General features: G+C 72.0%; 11 protein-coding genes. 5 read left to right on the top strand and 6 right to left on the bottom strand.

Features of this window, described 5'->3' with window-relative positions:
• Window positions 1–113: 113 nt before the first annotated feature.
• Window positions 114–1607 (top strand): non-reducing end alpha-L-arabinofuranosidase family hydrolase, encoded by a 1494-nt coding sequence (locus ACIBSW_RS18920; RefSeq protein ID WP_354723578.1) that lies wholly within the window; start codon window positions 114–116, stop codon window positions 1605–1607.
• A 45-nt stretch (window positions 1608–1652) separates the two neighbouring features.
• On the opposite strand, the gene ACIBSW_RS18915 is transcribed toward ACIBSW_RS18920, so the two are convergent.
• The 4 genes from ACIBSW_RS18915 to vanR-Sc form a co-directional block, all read right to left on the bottom strand.
• Window positions 1653–2996, bottom strand: a complete 1344-nt coding sequence (locus ACIBSW_RS18915; protein ID WP_354723598.1) for a family 43 glycosylhydrolase — start codon at window positions 2994–2996, stop codon at window positions 1653–1655.
• A gap of 32 nt (window positions 2997–3028) precedes the next feature.
• The gene (locus ACIBSW_RS18910) at window positions 3029–4435 is read right to left on the bottom strand and encodes a glycoside hydrolase family 43 protein (RefSeq protein WP_354723580.1); all 1407 of its coding nucleotides are present in this window, start codon (window positions 4433–4435) and stop codon (window positions 3029–3031) included.
• 108 nt (window positions 4436–4543) lie between these two features.
• Window positions 4544–5632: a HAMP domain-containing sensor histidine kinase gene (locus tag ACIBSW_RS18905; RefSeq protein WP_354723582.1), complete on the bottom strand. Its 1089-nt coding sequence runs from the start codon at window positions 5630–5632 to the stop codon at window positions 4544–4546.
• Window positions 5625–6293: a VanSc-type vancomycin resistance response regulator transcription factor VanR gene (gene vanR-Sc / locus ACIBSW_RS18900; RefSeq protein WP_354723584.1), complete on the bottom strand. Its 669-nt coding sequence runs from the start codon at window positions 6291–6293 to the stop codon at window positions 5625–5627. The genes ACIBSW_RS18905 and vanR-Sc overlap by 8 nt, the downstream gene beginning before the upstream one ends.
• An 87-nt stretch (window positions 6294–6380) precedes the next feature.
• On the opposite strand from vanR-Sc, the gene ACIBSW_RS18895 reads away from it, so the two are divergent.
• Window positions 6381–7397 carry an endonuclease/exonuclease/phosphatase family protein gene (locus tag ACIBSW_RS18895; RefSeq protein WP_354723586.1) on the top strand — a complete coding sequence of 339 codons (1017 nt, stop codon included), beginning with the start codon at window positions 6381–6383 and terminating at the stop codon, window positions 7395–7397.
• Here the strand turns inward: ACIBSW_RS18895 and ACIBSW_RS18890 are convergent.
• Complete coding sequence (locus ACIBSW_RS18890) at window positions 7387–7809, bottom strand: GNAT family N-acetyltransferase (RefSeq protein ID WP_354723588.1); 423 nt, start codon at window positions 7807–7809, stop codon at window positions 7387–7389. The two genes, ACIBSW_RS18895 and ACIBSW_RS18890, sit on opposite strands and share 11 nt — an antisense overlap.
• A gap of 66 nt (window positions 7810–7875) precedes the next feature.
• Window positions 7876–10848, bottom strand: coding sequence for a P-loop NTPase fold protein (locus ACIBSW_RS18885; protein WP_354723590.1), 2973 nt, complete (start codon window positions 10846–10848; stop codon window positions 7876–7878).
• 31 nt (window positions 10849–10879) lie between these two features.
• On the opposite strand from ACIBSW_RS18885, the gene ACIBSW_RS18880 reads away from it, so the two are divergent.
• From ACIBSW_RS18880 to ACIBSW_RS18870, 3 genes are all read left to right on the top strand, one after another.
• Window positions 10880–11134, top strand: a complete 255-nt coding sequence (locus tag ACIBSW_RS18880; RefSeq protein ID WP_354723592.1) for a hypothetical protein — start codon at window positions 10880–10882, stop codon at window positions 11132–11134.
• Window positions 11135–11278: 144 nt separating this feature from the next.
• Window positions 11279–12211, top strand: a complete 933-nt coding sequence (locus ACIBSW_RS18875; protein ID WP_354723594.1) for a hypothetical protein — start codon at window positions 11279–11281, stop codon at window positions 12209–12211.
• Complete coding sequence (locus tag ACIBSW_RS18870; protein ID WP_404799381.1) at window positions 12208–20997, top strand: neuraminidase-like domain-containing protein; 8790 nt, start codon at window positions 12208–12210, stop codon at window positions 20995–20997. The genes ACIBSW_RS18875 and ACIBSW_RS18870 overlap by 4 nt, the downstream gene beginning before the upstream one ends.
• Window position 20998: the final 1 nt, after the last annotated feature.

Here is a 20998-nt window from a genome sequence, read left to right as displayed (position 1 = left end):
TTGCCGCCGACGGCTCGATGGCCGTAACGTGCGCCTAGGCATATCAAATGGCGCCGATCAATGTCCGGAAGTTTCGCCGATCCCCCGGCCCGAAATCCCCCAAGGAGTAGCTAATGACTACTGGATCGACCCTGCGCCGCTGGTGGCGTGTCGCCGCCGCGGCGGTGACGCTCGTGGCCGGCGGGGGCATCGTCGTGCTCACCGCCTCCGCCGCCGGCGCGGCCACCATCGACACCAGCGCCTCGTACGTGCTGGTCAACCGCAACAGCGGCAAGGCGCTCGACGTCTACAACCTCTCCACCGCCGACGGCGCCCGCATCACCCAGTGGGCCCGCAACGACCAGGCGCAGCAGCAGTGGCAGTTCGTCGACTCCGGGGGCGGCTACTACCGGCTCCGTTCGAAGCATTCGGGCAAGGTCCTCGACGTGTACAACTGGTCGACCGCCGACGGCGGATCGATCGTGCAGTGGGCCGACAACAATGCCGCCAATCAGCAGTTCAGCGTCCAGGACATCGACGGCTACATTCAGCTGATCAACCGAAACAGCGGAAAGGCCATCGAGGTGCAGGGCGCCTCCACCGCCGACGGCGGCAACATCGTGCAGTACGCCGACTGGAACGGCGCCAACCAGCAATGGCAGCTCGTCCGGGTCGGCACGACGACGCCGACCACGCCGACGACGCCGCCGCCGGGCGGTGGGTGCAACCTGCCGTCGAGCTACCGCTGGTCGTCGACCGGGGTGCTGGCGACGCCGAGGTCGGGCTGGGTGTCGCTCAAGGACTTCACCACGGTGCCCTACAACGGCCGGAACCTGGTCTACGCGACAACGCACGACACCGGGACCAGCTGGGGCTCGATGAACTTCAGCCTCTTCACGAACTGGTCCGACATGGCCTCGGCCACGCAGAACGCGATGTCGTCCGGCACGGTCGCGCCGAGCCTGTTCTATTTCGCACCGAGGAGCATCTGGGTCCTCGCCTACCAGTGGGGCCCGACCGCCTTCTCCTACCGCACGTCGAGCGACCCGACGAACGCGAACGGCTGGTCGGCGGCGCAGCCGCTGTTCACCGGCAGCATCTCCGGCTCCGGCACCGGCCCCATCGACCAGGCCCTCATCGGTGACGGCACGAACATGTACCTGTTCTTCGCCGGCGACAACGGGAAGATCTACCGGGCCAGCATGCCGATCGGCAACTTCCCCGGCAACTTCGGCTCCTCCTACACGACGATCATGAGCGACTCGACGAACAACCTCTTCGAGGCGCCGCAGGTCTACAAGGTCCAGGGCCAGAACCAGTACCTCATGATCGTCGAGGCGATCGGCGCGAACGGGCGCTACTTCCGGTCGTTCACCGCCAGCAGCCTCGGCGGCACCTGGACGCCGCAGGCCGCGAGCGAGGGCAACCCCTTCGCCGGCAAGGCCAACAGCGGCGCCACCTGGACCAACGACATCAGCCACGGCGAGCTGGTGCGTACCAGCGCCGACCAGACCATGACCATCGACCCCTGCAACCTGCGGCTGCTGTACCAGGGCCGCTCGCCCAGCTCCGGGGGCGACTACGGCCTGCTGCCGTACCGTCCGGGTCTGCTGACCTTGCAGCGCTGAGCGTGCGCGGAGCACCCGGACGCGGTGTCCGGGTGCTCCGCCCGCTTACAGGGTCGGGGTGACCGGCGCTATGGTGCCGTCCGCGTTGAACCGCAGCGGATCGATCGTCACCTCGCGGTTGGTGCCGTTGCCCGCCGGGATCGCGAAGCGGTGGTAGGCGATGTGCCAGGTGTCGGAGCCGGGCGCCTGCACGATCGAGTGGTGGCCGGGGCCCTTGATGCCCAGGCTCAGGTTCTTCGACAGGATGGTGCCCCGGTGCGTCCACGGTCCGAGCGGCGACGTGCCGGTGGCGTACTCGACGTGGTAGTTCTCCGAGCCGGTGTCGTCGACCGAGTAGGACAGGTAGTAGACGCCGTTCCGCTTGATCATGAACAGGCCCTCGCGGAAGTTCGGCAGGCTGAACTGGCGCACCTGCGTGGCGTCGAACGAGGTCATGTCCGCGTTCAGCGGCACCGCGTACGCGTAGCCGTTGCCCCAGTACAGATAGGACTGTCCCGAGTCGTCGGTGAACACATGCGGGTCGATCATCTGGCCGGAGCGGAAGCCCGCGGCGACCAGCGGCCGGCCGAGCGCGTCGGTGAACGGCCCCGCCGGGCTGGTGGCGGTGGCCACGCCGATGTTCGTGTCGGCGCAGAAGTAGAAGTAGTACCGGCCGTTGCGCGCGGCGATCGTCGGCGCCCAGGCCCGCGAGGACGCCCAGGACACGCTCGGGCCGACGTCGAGGATCGTGCCGTGGTCGGTCCAGCTGGTCAGGTCGGTCGACGAGAACGCCTTGAACCGGGTGCCGCTCCACCCGTTGTACCCATCGGTGGTCGGATAGAGGTAGTACCGCCCGTTCAGGTACGCGATGTTGGGGTCGGCGTAGAGGCCTTTGATCACCGGGCTGCGCCGCCCGGCCACCCACGGCGCCGTCACCTGGAACGAGCTGTCCGCGACGAACGTGGACGGGTTGGTGGTGGACGGGTCGAGCCACAGCGCGTAGTCGCGGTGCCGGATGAACCGGCCGGGGTAGTTCAGCGACTCCAGCCGCACCGACCCGGCGGCCGAGCCGTCGCGCACGCAGAACGTGGCGTCGGCCAGGAACGTCGCCGTGCCGGCGTTGGTCTCCAGCCGGACTCGGTAGTCGCGGTGGCGCAGCCACATCCCGTTGGCCGCCTGGAACGACACGCAGCCGGCGCCGCCCGCCAGGCCCGGCGTGACGGTGAACGTCGCGTCGGCCTTGGCCTGCGCCGAGCTGCCCGAGGTCACCGCGGCGAGGCCGCCCAGGTAGTCGCTGTGCCGCACGTACTGGCCGGCCACGTTGACCGAGAGCAGCGAGCGCGACCCGGACGGGATCTCCGCCGCGCCGGCCGGCTGGCCGGCGACCACGACGAGCAGGCCCGCCCCCATGGTCACCGCCAGCCCTCGGCCGAGGGCCCTCCTCACGACGTGACCCGGAAGGTCGCGTCGCCCTGCGCGGTCGCCGTACCGATCTGGTCGAGCCGCAGCAGGTAGTTGTAGTGCCGGATGTAGCGGTCGGTGTGGTTGTAGGACTGGAACGACGCCGCCGAGGAGTCCGCGAGCCCGGCGACCCGCCGGAACGTCGCGTCGGCCGCGAACGTGGCGCTGCCGTCGTTGGCGGCCAGCACGAAGTCGTAGTTGGAGTGCCGCAGGAAGTACCCGGGGTAGTTCACCGACTGGATCAACACGTAGCCGGACGAGTTCGCCAGGCCCGGCACGAGCCGCCACTGCGAGTCGGCCAGCGGGCTCACGCTCGGGTCGATGCGGACGTCGAAGTTGCTGTGCCGTACGTACCGGTCGGCGAAGTTGTACGACTGCAGGCGGTTGACCGGCGTCGAGGCGCCCCACCTGCCCAGCACCCGGCTGCTCTCGGCCGCGGTCAGGTTCAGGATCGACCCGTGCCGCTTCTTGACGGCGCCTAGGTGGTAGCTGCCGGAGGCCGCCCGTGCGAAGGTGCCGGGGCTCGACGGGTTCGTGGTGAGAACCGGCAGATAGCCGGCGCCCGCGGCGTACTGGTCGAGGTAGAGCGCCCACTGGTTGGCCGTGTTGAACTTCATCCACATCGGACCCTCGACCTGCGCGCCGGTCAGCCCGATGCCGGAGAGGTTGCCCAGCGCGGTCCAGCTGCCCAGGATCGAGTTGCTGCCCTCGAGCGTGATCTGCCCGTCGCCGGAAGCGCGCACGTAGCGGTAGTTGCCGACCCCGGTCGGCACCTCGACGATCTGCGTGTCGATGATCTCCTGGGTGCCCGGCCGGGTGATGTACGGCTGCGCCGTGGTGATGGTGCGGAAGTCCGTGGTGCGCGCGTAGTAGATGCGGTGCTTGGTCGCGCCGCCGCTCGGCACGTTGGTGGCCCAGTACAGGACGTAGTCGTTGGTCGCCGGATTCCAGATCGCCTCCGGCGCCCAGGCGTTGCGCCCGTCGCCGATGGCGCCGGCGACGTTGACCAGCCGCGGCGCGGACCAGTTCACCAGGTCCGCCGACTCCCAGACCACCAGCGACCGGCTGCCGTTGTTGATCGCCGTCGACCAGGACGTCGGCGCGCCGATGCGCAGGTCGGTCGCGATGATCCAGTACTTGTCGCCGGCCGGCGAGCGGACGATCGCGGGGTCGCGCACGCCGCGGGTGCCGACCGTGGACAGCAGCACGGGCGCGCCGTTGTTGAGGTCGGTCCAGTGCAGGCCGTCGGTGCTGTGGGTGAAGTAGATCTGCTCGCCGTTGGCCTGCTCGCCGATGAAATGCACCATGAGGTACGCCGTGGCGGCCTCGGCCGCGACCGCCTTGCGCGCGGTGGTCGCGAAGCCGAGTGCGAGCAGGAGTGTGGTCACGAGGGTGATGGCGGTGGAGAGACTCCGAGAGCGTGTCACGGGCGTGCCTTTCGGGAGACAAGACCGAGGGACATCGATGTTAACGTTCACAACTCGCGCGGGCAAGCCTCACGTTCCCGGCAGTTCCACGGTGATGCGGATCCCGCCGGACGGGCGCGGGACCAGGGTCAGCGTCCCGTCGTGCGCCTCGGCGATGGTGCTGACGATCGCCAGGCCGAGTCCGACGCCGGCATGGTCGGTGTGCGTCCGCTCGGCGCCGCGCCGGAACGGCTCGGTGAGCGTCGACACCAGCTGCGGGGTGAGCGTCTCGCCGGTGTTCTCGACGGTGAGCACGACCGTGCCGGGGTGGACGGCGGTGCTCACCCACACCGCGCCCTGCCGCGGCAGGTTGTGGACGATCGCGTTCTGCACGAGGTTCATGGTCAGCTGCAGCAGCAGCGCCGGCGACCCGACCGTGGTGGCGACGTCGCCGCCGGTCTCGACGGTGACGCCGTGCTTCTCCGCCAGCGGCAGGAGCGTCTCGGTCGCCTCCTCCGCCAGCAGGGACAGGTCGACGCGTTCCCGGGCGAACGACCGCTGCTCGGCGCGGCTGACCAGCAGCAGCGCCTCGGTGAGGCCGATCGCCCGGTCGTTGACGGCCCGCAGGCGGTCGATGAGCTCGCCGACGTCGCGGTCCGGATCGGCGCGGGCCACCTCGAGCAGCGCCTTGGCGGTCGCCAGCGGGGTGCGCAGCTCGTGCGAGGCGTTGGCCGCGAACCTGCGCTGCTCGCCGACGTGCGCCTCGAGCCGGTCGAGCATGGTGTCGAACGCGTCGGCGAGCTCCCGGAACTCGTCCCGGCGCCCCGGCAGCCGGATCCGGTGCGCGAGCGACCCGGTCGCGGCCAGCCGGGCGGCGCCGGTGATCCGGGTCAGCGGCGCGAGCATCCGGCCGGCGAGGATCCACCCGCCGACGAGGCCGAACACCAGCAGGAACACCAGGGCCGCCGCCGCCCGCGGCGCGAACATCCGCAGCAGGTTGGTCCGGACGGGGAAGACCCCGGTGTCCAGGTCGGCGGAGACGACGAGCGCGCGGTCGGGAACGTAACGCAGCAGGAACAACCACACGACGGCGAGCAGCAGCGCGCCCGCGAGCATGAGGAATCCGGCGTAGCTGAGGGTGAGCTTGAGGCGGACGCTGAGCCCGGGCGCCCTACTCATGACCGGCGTCGATGCGGTAGCCGACGCCCGGGACGGTGGCGATGATCCACGGTTCGCCGAGGCGCTTGCGCAGCGCCGACACGGTGATGCGCACGGCGTTGGTGAACGGGTCGGCGTTCTCGTCCCACGCGCGCTCCAGCAGGGTCTCGGCGCTCACGACGCCGCCCTCGGCGGCGACGAGCACCTCGAGCACCGCGAATTGCTTGCGGGTCAGCGCGACGTAGCGGCCATCGCGGTGGACCTCTCTGCGGAACGGATCAAGCCGGAGACCCCCGATTTCCCGTACGGGCGGACGGCTGTGCGCACGCCGTCGGTCCAGCGCGCGGAGCCTGAGCGCGAGCTCCTGGAGCGCGAACGGCTTGGTGAGATAGTCGTCGGCGCCGAGCCCGAACCCGGAGGCCTTGTCCTCGAGGCGGTCGGCCGCGGTGAGCATCAGGATCGGCATGCCGCTGCCGGAGGCGACGATGCGCGCGGCGATCTCGTCGCCGGAGGGACCGGGCACGTCGCGGTCGAGGACGGCGATGTCGTAGGCGTTGACGCCCAGCAGCTCCAGGGCGGTGTCGCCGTCACCCGCGATGTCCGCCGCGATCGCCTCCAGGCGCAGACCGTCGCGGATGGCCTCCGCCAGATAGGGTTCGTCCTCGACGATCAACACCCGCATGCGGGTAATGGTACAAGTCGGTGAATATCGCCACCGTATCGAAAACCGCATACGCGCCCGCAACACCGCACACCCTTGACTGGCGGCATGACTCCCACCGAACTGTCCGCGCCCGATCCCACCCGCCGGGCGTTCCGGCTCGGGGCCTGGCGGCGCGGCCCCGTACTGGTGGCGCTGTCGCTGCTGGTCGGCCTGCTGATACCGCTGCACGCGCGGATCACCGACCGCGGTGGGCTCGGCAGCCTGGTGGAGACGTTCCTGCCCTGGTTCGGCCTGTTCGTGCCGGCGCTGCTGGTCGCGGCGGTGGTGCGCCGCTCCCCCGCCGCGGCGGTCGCGCTGCTGCTGCCTGCGGTGGTGTGGCTGAGCCAGTTCGGCGGGCTGCTCGGCGACCGCTCCCGCCCGGGCGGCGACCTCGTCCTGGTCAGCCACAACGTCGGCGCCGAGAACACCGACCCGGCCGGCACCGCCCGCGCCCTGGCCGCCGCCGGCGCGGACGTGCTGGCGCTGGAGGAGCTGACCCCGCAGGCCCGGGCCACCTACGAGCGGGAGCTGGCGCAGGCGTACCCGTTCCACGCGGTGCTGGGCACGGTCGGGCTGTGGAGCCGGCTGCCGCTGTCGGACACCCGGCCGGTGGACACCGAGATGAACGCCGGCCCGCTGGCGGCCACCATCCCGGCCGAGGCCAAGCTGGCCGAGAACCGGGCACTGCGCGCCACGGTGGCCACGAACCACGGTCCCCTCGCGGTGTACGTGGCACACCTCGGCTCCGTACGGGTGAATCCCAGAGGGGGTTATTTCACCGACTCGCGGGACCGGAACGCGCGGGCGCTCGCCGAGGCCGTCGCCGCCGAGAGCGGCGAGCGGGTGGTGCTGCTCGGCGATCTGAACGGCACCATGGACGACCGGGTGTTCGCCGGCCTCACCGCGCGGCTGCGCCCGGCACACGACCTGGCCGGCTCCGGCTTCGGCTTCACCTGGCCGGCGAGCTTCCCGGTGGTGCGGATCGACCACATCCTGGTCCGCGGGGTACGGCCGCAGGCCACCCGGGTCCTGCCCGCCACCGGCAGCGACCACCGCCCGGTGTCCACCCGGATCAGCTGGTGACCGGCTCCCAGAACAACATCTGACGGTGCTGGCCGAAGCCGTTGCGCAGGTAGAAGTCGACCGCGCGGCGCCCGGAGTGGACGCTGACGTGCAGTAGCCCCCGGGTCCGCGCCTCGGCCAGGATGGCCTCCATCAGCGCGCCGCCGATGCCGCGGTTGCGATACTCCTCGCGGACCATCACCGACTGGACGTCGCCGTACCAGCGGTCCATCGCCCCGTTGCCGGGCACCCGCTCCGCGACGTGCAGCCAGGCGTTGCCGACCACGTACCCGTCGATCTCGGCGACGAACGGCAGATGCGAACCCGCATGCGCGACCACCCACTCGGCGAACGGCCCCAGCGCCTCCCCGTCGATGTCGCGCAGCTCCGCGAGCATCGCCACATCCGCCACGCCGGCCCTCCGCACGATCACCCGGCGAAGTCTAGGCGAGTCGGTGACAGCCGAGCTCTCCCGCATCCTTGCGGCTTGACCACGTCGTCAACCACGCAACGCCAACAGCACCCCCTCGTGGTTCCGATAGCCCGATTGCAGCAACGCTTCGCCCAACAGCGCCAAGGCATAGCCATCCGCGCGCTGAACCGCGCCGTCCCGCTCCGGACCGAACTCGACATCATGCACAAACGACAGGTTCCGCGGGCCTGCGGTGCCGACTCGCTGCAGGTCTTCGAGTTTCAACACGGCGTCGATGCCGGCAGGCGACTCGATCTCGACCCGCAGATTCATCGGCAGGTCCGCTTCGAGCGACGTCACCAAGCGATCGCACAACGCCGCGGTCGACTCAATGCCGGTAGCGATCATTGCGGTAAGCAGTCCGTCCATCTCATCCAGCGAAAGGGCGGCAGGCAGCGGCCGGCTGTCGGGCCGACGCTCTGCAGGCAGGCGCTGATCTCCCAGCTCGGCCAGCCAGATCCCGATCTCAAAATCGGCTACGAGAAAGGGCTGCGGCAGACCACCGGTACGCACGACGGCACCTGCCAGGATCGGCGTCCGCAACCACCAGGAGATTTCACCCGGCGCAGGTGAGGTGAGCCCTGCAGTGGAATGTGTGAATCTGCGGCCGTCACCCGGATCGGCGATCTCCCAATCCTTGGCAACCAGCGGCCAGGACTTCGAGGTCGAGCCCATCCAGCGGGTCATCGGGCTCGACTCCAAGGTCGCCAAGATGGCGTGTTCGCGCTTCTCACCGACCGGTCCCGGCGCCGGCTCGGTGGACTCTGGCGAAGCGTTCGCCGGCATCAGGACGGTGACCAGGATCCGCAGGTCTGGCACCTCGCCGGCGGGCGACCGCAGCACGCTCGAACGGTTGACAAACGGTTGCGCGGCCCCCGGCGGCAGCACGGGCAGCCGTCGCTCATCCGTGTCCGAGTCGACGGCAGCGAGCAGCGCGGCTGCGGCGTGTTGGCGGCGCCCTGCCCAGGAGACGTCGTCCTCGTCGGGCTCGGCCAGCAGCTGCGATCCGTCGAGGGCGGCCCGCACCGTCACCAGCCCGGCCCGGCGGATCATCTCCCTCGCATCGAAGTCGACGACTACTGGCCGTCCCGGACTGCCCACCGCGCTGACCTCGATCAGCCGCGACGCAATCGCGATGATCGACAAACCTCCGTCAACCTCGGCACGGACCAACTGGTTTACCGCTGTTGCGCCGATCAGGTTCTCGACCAGGCTGAACAGCGTGGAGGTCGGCAGATTCGGCGCCGCATCGCCTTCGCGTACATGATCGGCAAACATGGTCCAGCCCAGGTTTGCACTGCTGTCGGCGAGTTCGGACAACCAGTCGGCAGTGATGGCGCCCCGCGCGGCCGACAGGGCACGTAAGAAGTCGACCAGGGCCTGGAGTCCTCGCCCCTTCAGGGTATGCATCAGATCGGGAACATCGAGGCGCTCGACCGTGCACAGCAAACGGATCAGACACTGAATCATCGCGGCATCCGGTCCGCCCACGACGCCCACGCCGTGTGGCAGCGGCAGGTATTGCGTCACCCCGACCAGAATCGTCGCGGCGTCGGTCGGCGAAAGCTGGTCGGTCAGGGATCCGAGCCGCCGAAGTGCGGCAGCACTGTTCGCGCATGCCTCCGGATCGGTAGGTTCGGGAGTCAGCAGGCGATGCAGCGCTGGGCCGGGAAAAGTTCGCCCACCGCGGTCCGCCCACGCGTGCAATGCCCTCGCCAGGTCCGCGTCGGACAGGTCAAGGTCATGTCGGGCGAAAACGAAATATCGGTCGACGTAATCCGGGTTGCCGATCCCAAGATGCCGGGCCGTGGCCTTTACCGCCGTCTCGAGCGACGGAAACAACCGCCGGGCCGCCGCCAGCAGGCGTCCGCACTGCTCCTCCGACAGGTCCCTCGACGTCACGAGATCAGCCAGCCGCGTGCCGTCCTGCCACGCGCGCAGCCGCTCATCGTCCTCAAAGGCCATCGGCGCGGCCAGCCACGATCGGTCCGCCAGTACGCGTCGATACACCAGCGGATAGGCAGCCCGCAGGTGCGTCACCACCAGAAAGTCGACCAGATCGATCTCGTACGCGCCGACCACCGGCAGGTGGACACGCAGCTGGGCGAGGTACCGGTTGATGCTGCGCGGCTCCACCAGATCCGCCGACAGCAGCATCTCCCACTCGTCCGAGAGCCGCCGTCGCTCCTCCTCCCCGATGTTGGCGCCGAGGTCGGCGAGCAGCCTGGCGAGTCCGTCGTTGAACAGCGCCGCCGACTGCCCCGGCCGGATCGCCGGCTGATCGGCCCGGAGCGTGACGATCTTCTCCAGGAAGGCCAGCGCCCGATCCTCCCGGCCGCTGGCGATCGACGTCGACTTCACCAGGTCGACCAGGGTGAGCTGGTCATAGGCGATGGCGTAGTGCACGTTCGGCAGCCGCCCCACGACTCTGATCGCGCGCAGCAGCGCCAGCAGCTCATCCGGCTGCAGCCGATCCACGTCGTCCACGAAGACCAGCACCGGCCGCTCGAGCCCGACAAGCTCCTTGGCGAGGTCATCAAAGTGCGTCTGCAGCGTGCCCTCGTCCAGCCAATTCCGAGAGGCCATCTCGAACGCCTTGGTCGCTGCGCCACCAGCACCGGGAATCAACCCGATCGCGGGTGTCGCGTAGACCGCGTAGGTCTTGAGCTTCTCCCGCGCGGACTTGGCTCTCTCCGGCAGCGCCGTCCGGATCGCACCCAACAACTCGTTGACTATTGCCTCCGCCGACCCCAACGCCCACGGATTCAGCCGCGCGATCCCCCACCGCTCCTGATCCAGCTTCTCGAGCACCAGGTTCATCGTGCTGGTCTTGCCACTGCCCCACGGCCCGACGAGCGCCAGCACCGTGCTGCTCGGATGCGCGCCGATCTCCCCCAGCATCGTGACCAGCCGGTCAACGAATGCTCCACGACCGAGCCTCTCCTGCCCGGTCGTCGATATCGGATCATCCGCCCACCACGCCCGAACGTCGTCCGCCATGCGACGCAGGCTAGCGAATCCGCATACGCCCATGGCTGCTTGGCCCGCGCTCCTCAACGGAATCGGTGACCCACCCCCGGGCACCGCCGCTCCCACCTACTGGGTCGCCCGGGTGGGCGGAAGTGTGGTCCGATCCGGTGGTTGCGGACTGGCCGGGACGACCATGGCCGTCGGCGCGACGCGGATCTGGCCGCCGAAGCGGGCGATCATCTGGCCCGGGCTTCGGCGCGGGCTCTCCGTAGACGAGACGCTCGCGTACGCGCGAATCGAGTTCAGCTTCCATTGATCGTCACTCCGTTGGGTGACCGGGAGTGTCAGGTAGCCGAACGACGCATTGTCCCGGGCCGTTCACAAGGACCAGAGTGGACACACCGTCCGTGGGCTCGCCGCTACGGAGCGCTTGTCGATGCGTCGTGCTCGGGGAGGGCCCATGTCCGTCATCGTCGTCCGGCTGCACCCGGAGAAGCCCACGAGCGGCATCAAGTTCACCGACTACCTCGAGGGCCTGACGGTCGAGGTCCGGGACCGCTCGTTCGCCGACCCGGACGCCAAGAAGCCCGGCGCGCTGCTCGGCACGGCGTTCTACGACCCCGCGGATCCGAACTCCACCATCTACCAGCACAACGACCCCGGGCCGCCCGGGCCCGGGCCGGTCGCCACCGCCGCCGTGCAGGTGCCGGCGCCCGGGGCCGGCGAGTATCTCAGCCGCGACCTGCGGCTGGTCGTCACCCGGACGGTGAACGGGGAGACCACCCCGGTGTCGGCGAAGAACTTCAACTTCAACGTCGAGCTGGCGCCGGGGTCGCTGCCGAACCCGCCGACGGCCAGCTCGTACGCCGCGCTCGACCCGGTCGCCGCCTACGTCGCGCTCCCCGCTCCCCTGGTCGGGCTGCCGCCCGGGACCACCTTCCTGGACGTTCCGGCCGACGGCACGCCGCCGCCGTTCGACGCCGTGCTGAAGGCCATGCAGACCGTCGTCGCCCAGGATCCCGGGCCGGGCAACCCGCCGGACCTCGCGGCGCTGACGCCCGCGCAGTCCCGGCACCTGGCCCGGGAGATCGTCTACAACCGCATCCTCGAGCCGCTGCCGGAGCCGTCGAAACCCCTCGAGTACCTGTACCGCGACGCCGGCGCCGACGAGACCGCCCGCCGCCAGTTCGAGGCGGACCTGGTCACCTACTACGCGGTGCACAGCACCCGGGCCGAGGTGCTCGCCAAGTACGTGTACGGGGTGTCCGCGGCGCTGGCCTGCGAGCAGAAGGCCAAGGCCGCCACCCAGGTGGCGCTCACCGTTCCGGTCTTCCCCGGCCTGGCGCTGCCGTCCGGCGGCGTGCCGACCGTGACGGTGGTGGTGTCGCAGTGATCCCGCAGTTCGACATCCCGCCGCAGTACTTCTACGCGCTCGCCGCCAGCCTGCCGCCGGACGTGTCCGCCGACGTGCGCTACCGGCTGGCCACGCTGGCGGACGAGGTGACGATCCTCGACCTGCTGCGCAAGGCGGTCGAGGAGGGCATCATCGTCGAGGATGCCGTGGTCTCCCTGGAGATGGCGGCGCGCCGGCTGCGCGCGCTCGGCGGCGTGCAGGGCGTCACCCCGGTCTGCGCGCCCGGCGTCGGCCTGGCCCTGACCGCCGGGTACGCGGCCTACCGCAGCATGCCGGACCCCGATCCCGAGCCGGACCGCGACATCGCGCCGTTCTGGAACTCCGTCATGGGCGACCCCGCGCTCGCCCGGGCCCACCTCGAGCTGGTGCTGTGCGCGGCCCTGCAGGAGGGCGACACCCGGCCGTTGATCGTGGACGTCCTCGCCGAGGGACTCGCCCTGAGCAGCGTCAAGAACCTCGACACCGATCCGTGGCCGGCGCCGAAGCCACCCGAGATCACGTACGCGAACTGGGTGACGGTGTTCACCGCGCACCCGGACCGGCTGCCGGCCAGCGTCGGGCCGGGGACCCTCGAGGAGCGCGTCGCGGCGTTCGTCCGCATGCTGCACGCCTTCTTCCAGGTCTCCACCGGCGCCCTCGGGCCCGGGGCCGCCACCCCGGGCCAGCCCGAGGCGTTGCCGCGCCCGGCGACCGACCTGATCCAGCTGTTCTTCGACGCGTACCGGGGGGCCTTCGACGCGGCCTGGGAGTGGGGCGACGGGCTGGCGTCCGCCGACCGGGACGCCACGATCGACACGCTCGGCCTGGACCCGGACGCCGCGGCCTGGCTCGCGCGGGCCGTCGACGTGCTGGACGCCGTCTACGCCGTCACCGCGGCGGCCGGCGTCGACGACAAGCTGCACTTCTCCCTCGCCGAGTCGCTGTACGCCCGCGGCTTCACCAGCCGCGAGTCGATCACCGCGCTGAGCGGGCGGGAGTTCGCCGACGCGCTGATCGGCACCCCGGCGTACCAGGGCCAGTACGTGCGCAAGATCTACATCGCGGCCGGCGGCGACCCGGACGCCGTGCCCGGCGGCGGCGCCGGCGGGGAGTTCTGGCCGATCAACCCCGGTGACGTGGTCAACTGCGAGCCCGACTGCGCGACGTCGCCCACCGGCGGCATCGCGTACCTGCAGGCCCTGCTGAACGTGGAGGTGGCCGGGCGGCCGCTCGGCGACGCCCTGGCCCGCCGCTCCGGGCCGGCCGGCGACCTGGCCGCGACGGCCGCGAACGCCGAGCTCGCCGTTCCGGTCATCGACCTGGTCAACGAGTCGCTCGAGGCCATGGTCGCGAACGGCACCAGCGAGGGCGTGGTCTACGACACCGACCCGGCGGCCGTGCCGGTGGGCCCCGCGCAGGCGTGGTTCGAGGCGGTGCCGGCGTACTCGTCGCCCGCCGTGCCGGTCGCGCAGCCGGCCGCGTACGAGATCCTGGCCGGCGACTTCTCGGCGCCGGACCTGCCCTACGACCAGCGGCTGGACGTCAACCGCCGGCACCTGGAGGCGATCGGCACCACCCGGTTCGACGTGCTGCGCGGGTTCCGCCGCGACATCACCGAGTTCGTCCTGGACCCGGCGGGCGAGCCGGCGGCCTTCCCCCGGCACGTGTGGCGCTACCCGGTCCGCCTCGACCTGGCCCTGGAGTACCTCTGCGTCTCCCCGGCCGAGTACGCGACGCTGTTCGCCGAGACGCCGACCGGCGAGACCCTCGCCGTCCTGTACGGGTTCCGCGACGAGGGCGACCGCTGGAAGGTCGTCGCGAGGGCGCTGCCGGAGCTGCTCACCCGGCTGGGGCTGGAGTACTGCGAGCTGGCCGATCTGATGGCCACCGGCTACGTGCCCGGACGGCTGTACACCCGGTCGCGCGAGGGCGAGCCCGAGCCGGTCCCGTTCCCCGACTGCGCACCGTGCTGCCCGGCCGACTACGTCCTGGACTTCGACGACGCCGAGACCGACGGCCCGTGGGTGCGGCTCGCCCTGCTCGCCCGGCTGTGGCGCAAGCTGCGCAGCACGTTCGCGCCGTCGTTCGCGGAGCTCGCCGAGATCTGCACGGTGCTGCGGCTCTTCGACGACGCCGGGCGGGTGAACCCGGACTTCCCGCCGCAGCTCGTCGCGCTGCAGCTGCTGCGCCGGCGCTTCGGGCTGTCCGCCGTGGCGCTCGGCACGCTGCTGGACCTCTGGCGCGGCGCGCCGCCGCCGGACGCGGTCGTCGACGAGTTCATCACGCGGCTCGCCCGGCACGCACCGCGCGAGCATCGCTCGCCCGGGCGGGCCGCCACGTTCCACCGCCTGCTGCGCGCCAACCTGGACCCGCTGTCGCGGCTCGGCGGCTTCGACCCGGCCGCGCCGGCCCGCACCTGGCATGCCCGCCCCACCCACACGCTGCGCTTCGCCGAACAGCTCTCGAAGATCCTCGCGTCCCGGTTCGGCATCGGCGAGCTCAGCTACCTGTGCACCGCCGAACCGCACCTCGGCGGCGACGACCCCTATCCGCTCGCCTCCGGCATCGAGGCCGAGGTCGACCCGCTGCGGGATCCCGAGGACGAGGCCCGGTTCTCGCTGTGGACGCTGCGCCGCAAGCTGCTCGACGCCGCGGTGGACGACGACACCGCCGGCGCGTACTCCTGGCAGCGCGTCGGCGACGTGCTGCGCGAGGAGGTCGGCGGCACGGCGACCGGCGACCGGCTCACCGAGCTCGGCGCGCGCCTGTTCCCGGGCGTGCTGCACGACGCGGGCGTCGCGGTGACCGCCGCGCAGCGGCGCTGGGCGGTGCCGCTCGCGGGCGGCGTCGCCGCCATGTGGAACACCCCCGGCTCCCCGCTGCGCTACGACGGCACCGCGGCGGAGCTGTCGGCCGCCGCGCCGCTCACCGAGGCCGCCGTGCTGACCAAGCTGAGCCGCATCCGGCCGCTGCAGGGCCAGGAGCCGCAGGCGGTCCGCGACCTGCTCGCCGCGCCCCGGCTGGAGCTGGCCCGGTTCGGCTTCCTCTTCCCCGACCTGGAGACCGCCTGGACGCACCTGGTCGCCGAGCCCGACGAGGCCGAGCGCTGGCGGTGGTTCCGGCACCGGTTCGCGCTGTTCCACGCCCGCTGCCGGATCATCGCCCGGCACCTGGCCGAGCACGTGCTGCACCTCGACGGCGGCGACCCGGACGACGCGCCCGACGGCGGCACCGGGCAGGGCGAGGAGACCACGCTGCTCGCCGCCCGGGTGCTGCGGTCCCTGCTCGCCGACGAGAACTTCGCCGCCCCGCCGCCCTGGGAGCGCGACGACGGCACCCGGCCCGGCGTCACCTGGGACGGACCCGCCGGCAGCGCGTACGCGACGCTGACCGCGCTGGTGGGTACCGGGCTGCTCGCCGAGCACACGGTGCCGACGGCCGGCGCTCCACTGTGGCGCGAGCTGCAGGGCGGCACCGCGCTGTACACCGCGACCCGGAACTCGTGGAACGCGCCGGTGCCGACCCTCATCCCGGCCCTGGACGCCGCCCTGCCCGCGGCGCAGCAGCGCTGGGCGGGCGTGCGTAACGGCATCGGCATCGGTGCGCGCGGCGCCCAGGTCCTCGGCGGGGTGTCGGCGTTCCGCACCGTCTGGTCCGGCCTGCTGCTGGTCGAGCAGGACGGCGCCTACTCGTTCTGGGGCGGCGACGCCGAGCACGGCGGCCAGCACTGGCGGGTACGGCTGAACCGCGGCCAGAAACGCTGGACGCTGCTCAACCACCGCTGGAACGACGAGCCCGACTGCCACCGCACCTCGGACCTCGCGCTGCGCCGCGGCGTCTACGAGCTGAGCATCGAGCTGGTCCGGGACGCGCCCGGCGACGACGAGCTGGCCGACGCCGAGGCGCTGCGCTGCGGGCTCCTGGTGGAGTACCGGGGTCCGGACACCGGCGGCGACCGCGTCGCCATCCCGGCCGAGCGGCTGTACCAGGCCGCCAAGGACGCGCCGCTGGACGCGGGCGTCAACGGCAAGCTGGTCTACGGGGTGCCCGCCGAGCTGCTCCGCGCCCAGTACGTCAGCACGCTGCGCGACGTGCGCCGCACCTACCAGCGTGCGTTCAAGGCGCTGCTGCTGGCGTACCGGTTCGGGCTGTCGGCGCGGGTCTTCTCCGACTACGGCCAGTCGGAGCTGGGCTACCTGCTGGAGCACGGCGACCGGCTGGCCGGGCTGGCGTTCTCCGACGCCGGCGGCGCCGGCTGGCAGCCGCACGCCGTCGACTTCGACCCCAACCTGCTGCCGCTGCTGGACACCTACCTCCCGCCCGCGGCGGACGACCGGGCCGCGCCGTCGACGCCGCGCCGGCAGGCCTGGTTCGACGTCTGGGAGCGGCTGTTCGACCACGTCGAGCTGAACCGGCGCGCCGAGCCGGCCAGTGAGGACCCGGTCTGGCTGCTGTACGACGAGGCCGCCGGCAACCAGCCGGACAATCCGGCTCAGCTGCTGCGCCACCTGGGCGTCAACCTTTCGCACGCGCCGCAGGTGCTCACCTATCAGCCGGCGACGACCATCGCCGCGGACGCGCTCACCGACGAGCGCTGGCCGACCCGGGTGTGGCACGCCGACCGGATCGTCCGGCGGATCACGCACCGCTTCGCGATCGCCGACCTGGCGCCGGCCCGGCCGGACCTGTGGGCCGACGACGACCTGCTCGGCTCCGGCGGCAACCTCAACCTGGTGACGCTGGTGCGCGCCGGCTTCGTGGGCAACGGCCCGCCGGCGCGCTACCGCGACCTGCGGCGCCTCGACGACTGCCTGCGTGTGCACGCGCGCGACGCGCTGGTCGCGTACCTGATCCGGATGGGCCGGGTGCCGCTGCCCGGCAAGGGCGGCGGGTCGGTGACCTCGGCCGGGCAGCTGGGTGACCTGCTGCTGACCGACGTGCTGACCGGCACCGAGGCCACCATCACCCGGATCGACGCGGGCATCGCCGCCGCGCAGTCGCTGATCGCCCGGACCCGGCTCGGCCTGGAGCTCTGGCGCCCGGACCCGGCGTTCGTCCGCCGCTGGGACGACCGGTACGCCACCTGCGAGGCGTGGGGCGCCTGGCGGCGCGGGCAGCTGTACCGCGAGAACGGTGCCGGCGCGCGCGAGCTGACCGCGGCCCGGCGCACCGAGAGCTTCCGGCTGCTGGAGCGGGAACTGCACCGCGCGACGGTGTCCATGCCGGTGCCGGGCGGGCTCGAGTCCTGGCCCGCCAACGCCGGCCCGCCGCGCCATCCCGGCCTGCTGCTCCTGCAGGAGCGCGACGCCTCCGCGCTCACCCGGCTGACCCCGGCCCGGCAGGGCCTCGGGCTGCTCGGTACCCCGGAGAGCGCCGGCGCCCGCTCCTGGCTGGCGCCGCCGCCGACCCCGGAGGACGTCCGAGACGACGACAACGACAACGACGGCGACAACGACGGCGAGATCGGTCTGAGGGCCGACGTGGTGCTACCCCGGACCATCGACGGGGCCCTGCCGCTGTGGATCGAGGCGGCGATCCGGCTGGGCGCCCGCTTCCTGCGGGTGCCGGCCGCGGCCGTGCCGCCGGCCGGGCAGCCGTTCCGGCCCCGCGAGGGCGGCGGCGCCGTGCCGGACGAGTACTACTTCTGGCTGGTCGACACGGCGACGTTCGAGGAGATCCAGCAGGTCGCCGACTGGCCCGGCTGGCACGACGCCACCACGGCCGCACCGATGCTGGAGTGGCCGGCCAAGGGATCGGTGCACCTGGTCTGGGCGCACGTCCGCGACGGCGAGATCCGCCAGCCGCGCCGGTCCGTCCACGGGGTGCGGATCCCCGTGGACGCGAGCGCGGCCACCACGACGCTGACCCTGGTGGGACGCGAGCGCGACACCCTGCTGCTGCGGGTCGGCGGCGGACTACTGACCCCCGGCGCGGCCCCGCCGCCGGATCCGGGCTTCCGCTACGAGCTCGCCTCCGACCAGGCGACCGTCGTCCCGCAGGTCACCCCGGATGTGGTGATCCTGCCGAAGGACAACCCGGGGCTCGGCAGGATCACCGCTTACCCGTACTTCCTGTACTTCGATCCCGGCGCGCCACTGTTCCCGGCCGACCCGTTCGCCGAGGCGATCACGGTGGCGTGCGCACTGCGGGCCCGCTGCCGCCCGGAGGCGGCCACCGCCTGGTACGCGACCGCGTACGACCCGATGCGGGGCGACAACCGGTGGTGCCGGCCCGTGGACGACCGGGACCAGCTGCCCCGGCGCCGGCGGCGGGGCGAGGCGGCCCGCATCGGCGAGGCGTTCGCGCGCCGCGGCGGCGGCTGCTGCGACGGCACCGAGGCCGACGACGACACCGCCCGGCGGCGCCATCTCACCCTCGAGTACCTCGAGACGCTGCTGGAGTGGGCGCGCTGCGCGGAGCAGGAGCACACCGCCGCCGGGCGCACCCGGGCCCGGCTCATCCTGGACGGCGCGGCCAAGCTGCTCGGCCCGACTCCGGTGACCACGCCGGGCTGCGGCGAACGGCGGGATCCCGGCAGGGTCACGGACTTCCGGCCGTGCGACGCCCCGCTGAACCCGTGGCTGATGTCGCTCTACGCGCGGGTCGCCGACCGGCGCGCGGTGCTGCGGGCCGAGCCCGGCGACTCCGACCAAGGATGCTGCGACGGCGACGCGGGGTACGGCGGGACGGACTGCTGCTGCCCGGCCAGCCCGTACCGGTTCGGTTACGTGCTGAGCCGCGCCGCCGACTTCGCCGCGCAGGTCACCAGCTTCGGCTCGGAGTTGCAGGGCGCGCTGGAGAGGGGCGACGCCGAGCTGCTCACCGCCGTGCGTACCCGGCACGAGCAGCAGGTCCTGCAGCTCAGCGGCGCGATCCGCCGGGAACAGTGGCGCGACTCCGACTGGCAGGTTCAGGGCCTGCGGCTGGCCAAGCAGGCCGCGCAGACCCGGTACGACTACTACAACGCGCTGATCATCCGCGGCGACATCGCCGGGGAGATCGACTACCGGGAGCTGAGCAACGGCTCCTTCGGCGCCACCGGCGCGTCCAGCGTGACCGAGGCGATCGGCGTGGTAATGGGCGCCATCCCGGACGTCTTCGTCGGCACGACCGCGTTCACCCAGCTGCCGCTCGGCACCAAGCTGTCGAATGTGTTCTCCGGAATCTCCCGGATCTCCGGGCAGGTGGCGACGATTTTGTCCGGCACCGCCGGGCTGCGCAACACCGAGGCCGGCTGGGACCGGCGACTCACCGACTGGCTGTACCAGCGCGAGCTGGCCACCCTCGAGATCGCACAGGCCGAGCGGAACATCCTGGCCGCCGAGCGGCGCCGCGCCGCCGCGCTGGCGGAGGTCAACAGCGTCCAGCGCCAGGTGGAGAACGCCCGGGAGGTCGTCGAGCTGCTGCGGGACAAGGCCACCTCGCACGCGCGGTTCCTCTGGCTCAGCAAGGAGGTGGCCGGGCTCTACCGCCAGATGTACGAGATCGCCGAGTGCGCCGCCCGGCAGGCCGAGCGCGCGTTCAACGTCGAGCGGGGCTTCACCGACCGCCGGTTCGTGCCCCGCTCCGCCTGGTCCGACCTGCACCACGGGCTCACCGCCGGCGAGCACCTCACGCTCGCCGTGCGCCGCATGGAGGCCGCGTACACCAGCGAGAACGTCCGCGACTACGAGCTGACCAAGCACGTCTCGCTGTGCCGGTTCTTCGGCTCGGCGTTCCTGGACCTCAAGGTGACCGGCGCGTGCACGGTCGAGCTGCCCGAGTGGCTGTTCGACCTGGACTATCCCGGCCACTACCTGCGCCGGCTCAAGAGCGTGTCGCTGACCGTGCCGGCGGTGGTCGGCCGGTACACCGGGGTGCACGCCCGGCTGACGCTGCTGTCCAGCACCGTCCGGGTCGAGCCGCACCTGCTCGGGCCGGCCGCGTGCTGCTGCGACGAGCCGGCGGCCGGGCCGTGCGGCTGCGCCTGCGGCGGCGGTGACTGCGCCGGCTGCGGCGACGGATGCGGCGAGCGGTGCGGCACCTCGGCGGGCTACCCGCTGGAGTGCGGCGACCGCCGCGCGGTACGCGACTTCGGCAACCGCCAGGCCATCGCCACCTCCAGCGGCCAGAACGACGCCGGGCTGTTCGAGCTGATCTTCCGCGACGAGCGCTACCTGCCGTTCGAGTACGCCGGCGCGGTCAGCACCTGGCGCCTGGAGATCCCGCCGGAGAACAACGACTTCGACCTGGACCAGCTCGGCGACGCGGTGCTGCACGTGAACTACACGGCGCGCGAGGGCGGCCCGGTGCTGCGCCGGGCGGCGGCCGCGTACGCCCGGGAGCGCCTGCCCGACGCCGGCGAGCGGCTCATCGACCTGGCGCGCGAGATGCCGCAGGAGTGGGCCCGGTTCACCGGCGAGGGCGGCTACCGCCGGCTCGACCTGCGGCTGTCCCGGGACTACTTCGCCGGCGTGACCAGCGGGCGCGGCGCCCGGGTGCGCCGGGTCGAGATCTTCCTGGAGTCCGCGCACGCGGCGCCGAGCACGCACGTGGACCTCGAGTTCGCGGTGGCGGGCTGGGCCCGCTGCGAGCCCGAGGTCGAGTACCGGTTCCAGCTCGTCGCCGGCAGCGAGAAGTGCGGCTTCTACCACGGCATGGTGGACGTCGACGTCGGTCCGGTCGGCTCCGCCGAGCCGCGGCTGGTCGGCAGCTTCGAGTTCGACCGGCCGGTGCGGGACGCCACGCGGGTGTTCCTGCTGGTGCATTACGAGCTGACGGAGCGTACCGGCGCGCGGCGGGCCTGAG

The sequence above is a fragment of the Actinoplanes sp. NPDC049668 genome (assembly GCF_044465445.1).
Taxonomy (GTDB): Bacteria; Actinomycetota; Actinomycetes; order Mycobacteriales; family Micromonosporaceae; genus Actinoplanes.
This window is presented reverse-complemented; position numbering and strand designations above follow the sequence as displayed.

Bases quoted from the DNA above. Each gene is read 5' to 3' on its own strand.
- ACIBSW_RS18895 (WP_354723586.1), top strand. From the start codon at position 6,381: ATGACTCCCACCGAACTGTCCGCGCCCGATCCCACCCGCCGGGCGTTC.
- ACIBSW_RS18905 (WP_354723582.1), bottom strand. From the start codon at position 5,632: ATGAGTAGGGCGCCCGGGCTCAGCGTCCGCCTCAAGCTCACCCTCAGC.
- ACIBSW_RS18875 (WP_354723594.1), top strand. From the start codon at position 11,279: ATGTCCGTCATCGTCGTCCGGCTGCACCCGGAGAAGCCCACGAGCGGC.
- vanR-Sc (WP_354723584.1), bottom strand. From the start codon at position 6,293: ATGCGGGTGTTGATCGTCGAGGACGAACCCTATCTGGCGGAGGCCATC.
- ACIBSW_RS18885 (WP_354723590.1), bottom strand. From the start codon at position 10,848: ATGGCGGACGACGTTCGGGCGTGGTGGGCGGATGATCCGATATCGACG.
- ACIBSW_RS18920 (WP_354723578.1), top strand. From the start codon at position 114: ATGACTACTGGATCGACCCTGCGCCGCTGGTGGCGTGTCGCCGCCGCG.
- ACIBSW_RS18915 (WP_354723598.1), bottom strand. From the start codon at position 2,996: ATGGGGGCGGGCCTGCTCGTCGTGGTCGCCGGCCAGCCGGCCGGCGCG.
- ACIBSW_RS18880 (WP_354723592.1), top strand. From the start codon at position 10,880: ATGGCTGCTTGGCCCGCGCTCCTCAACGGAATCGGTGACCCACCCCCG.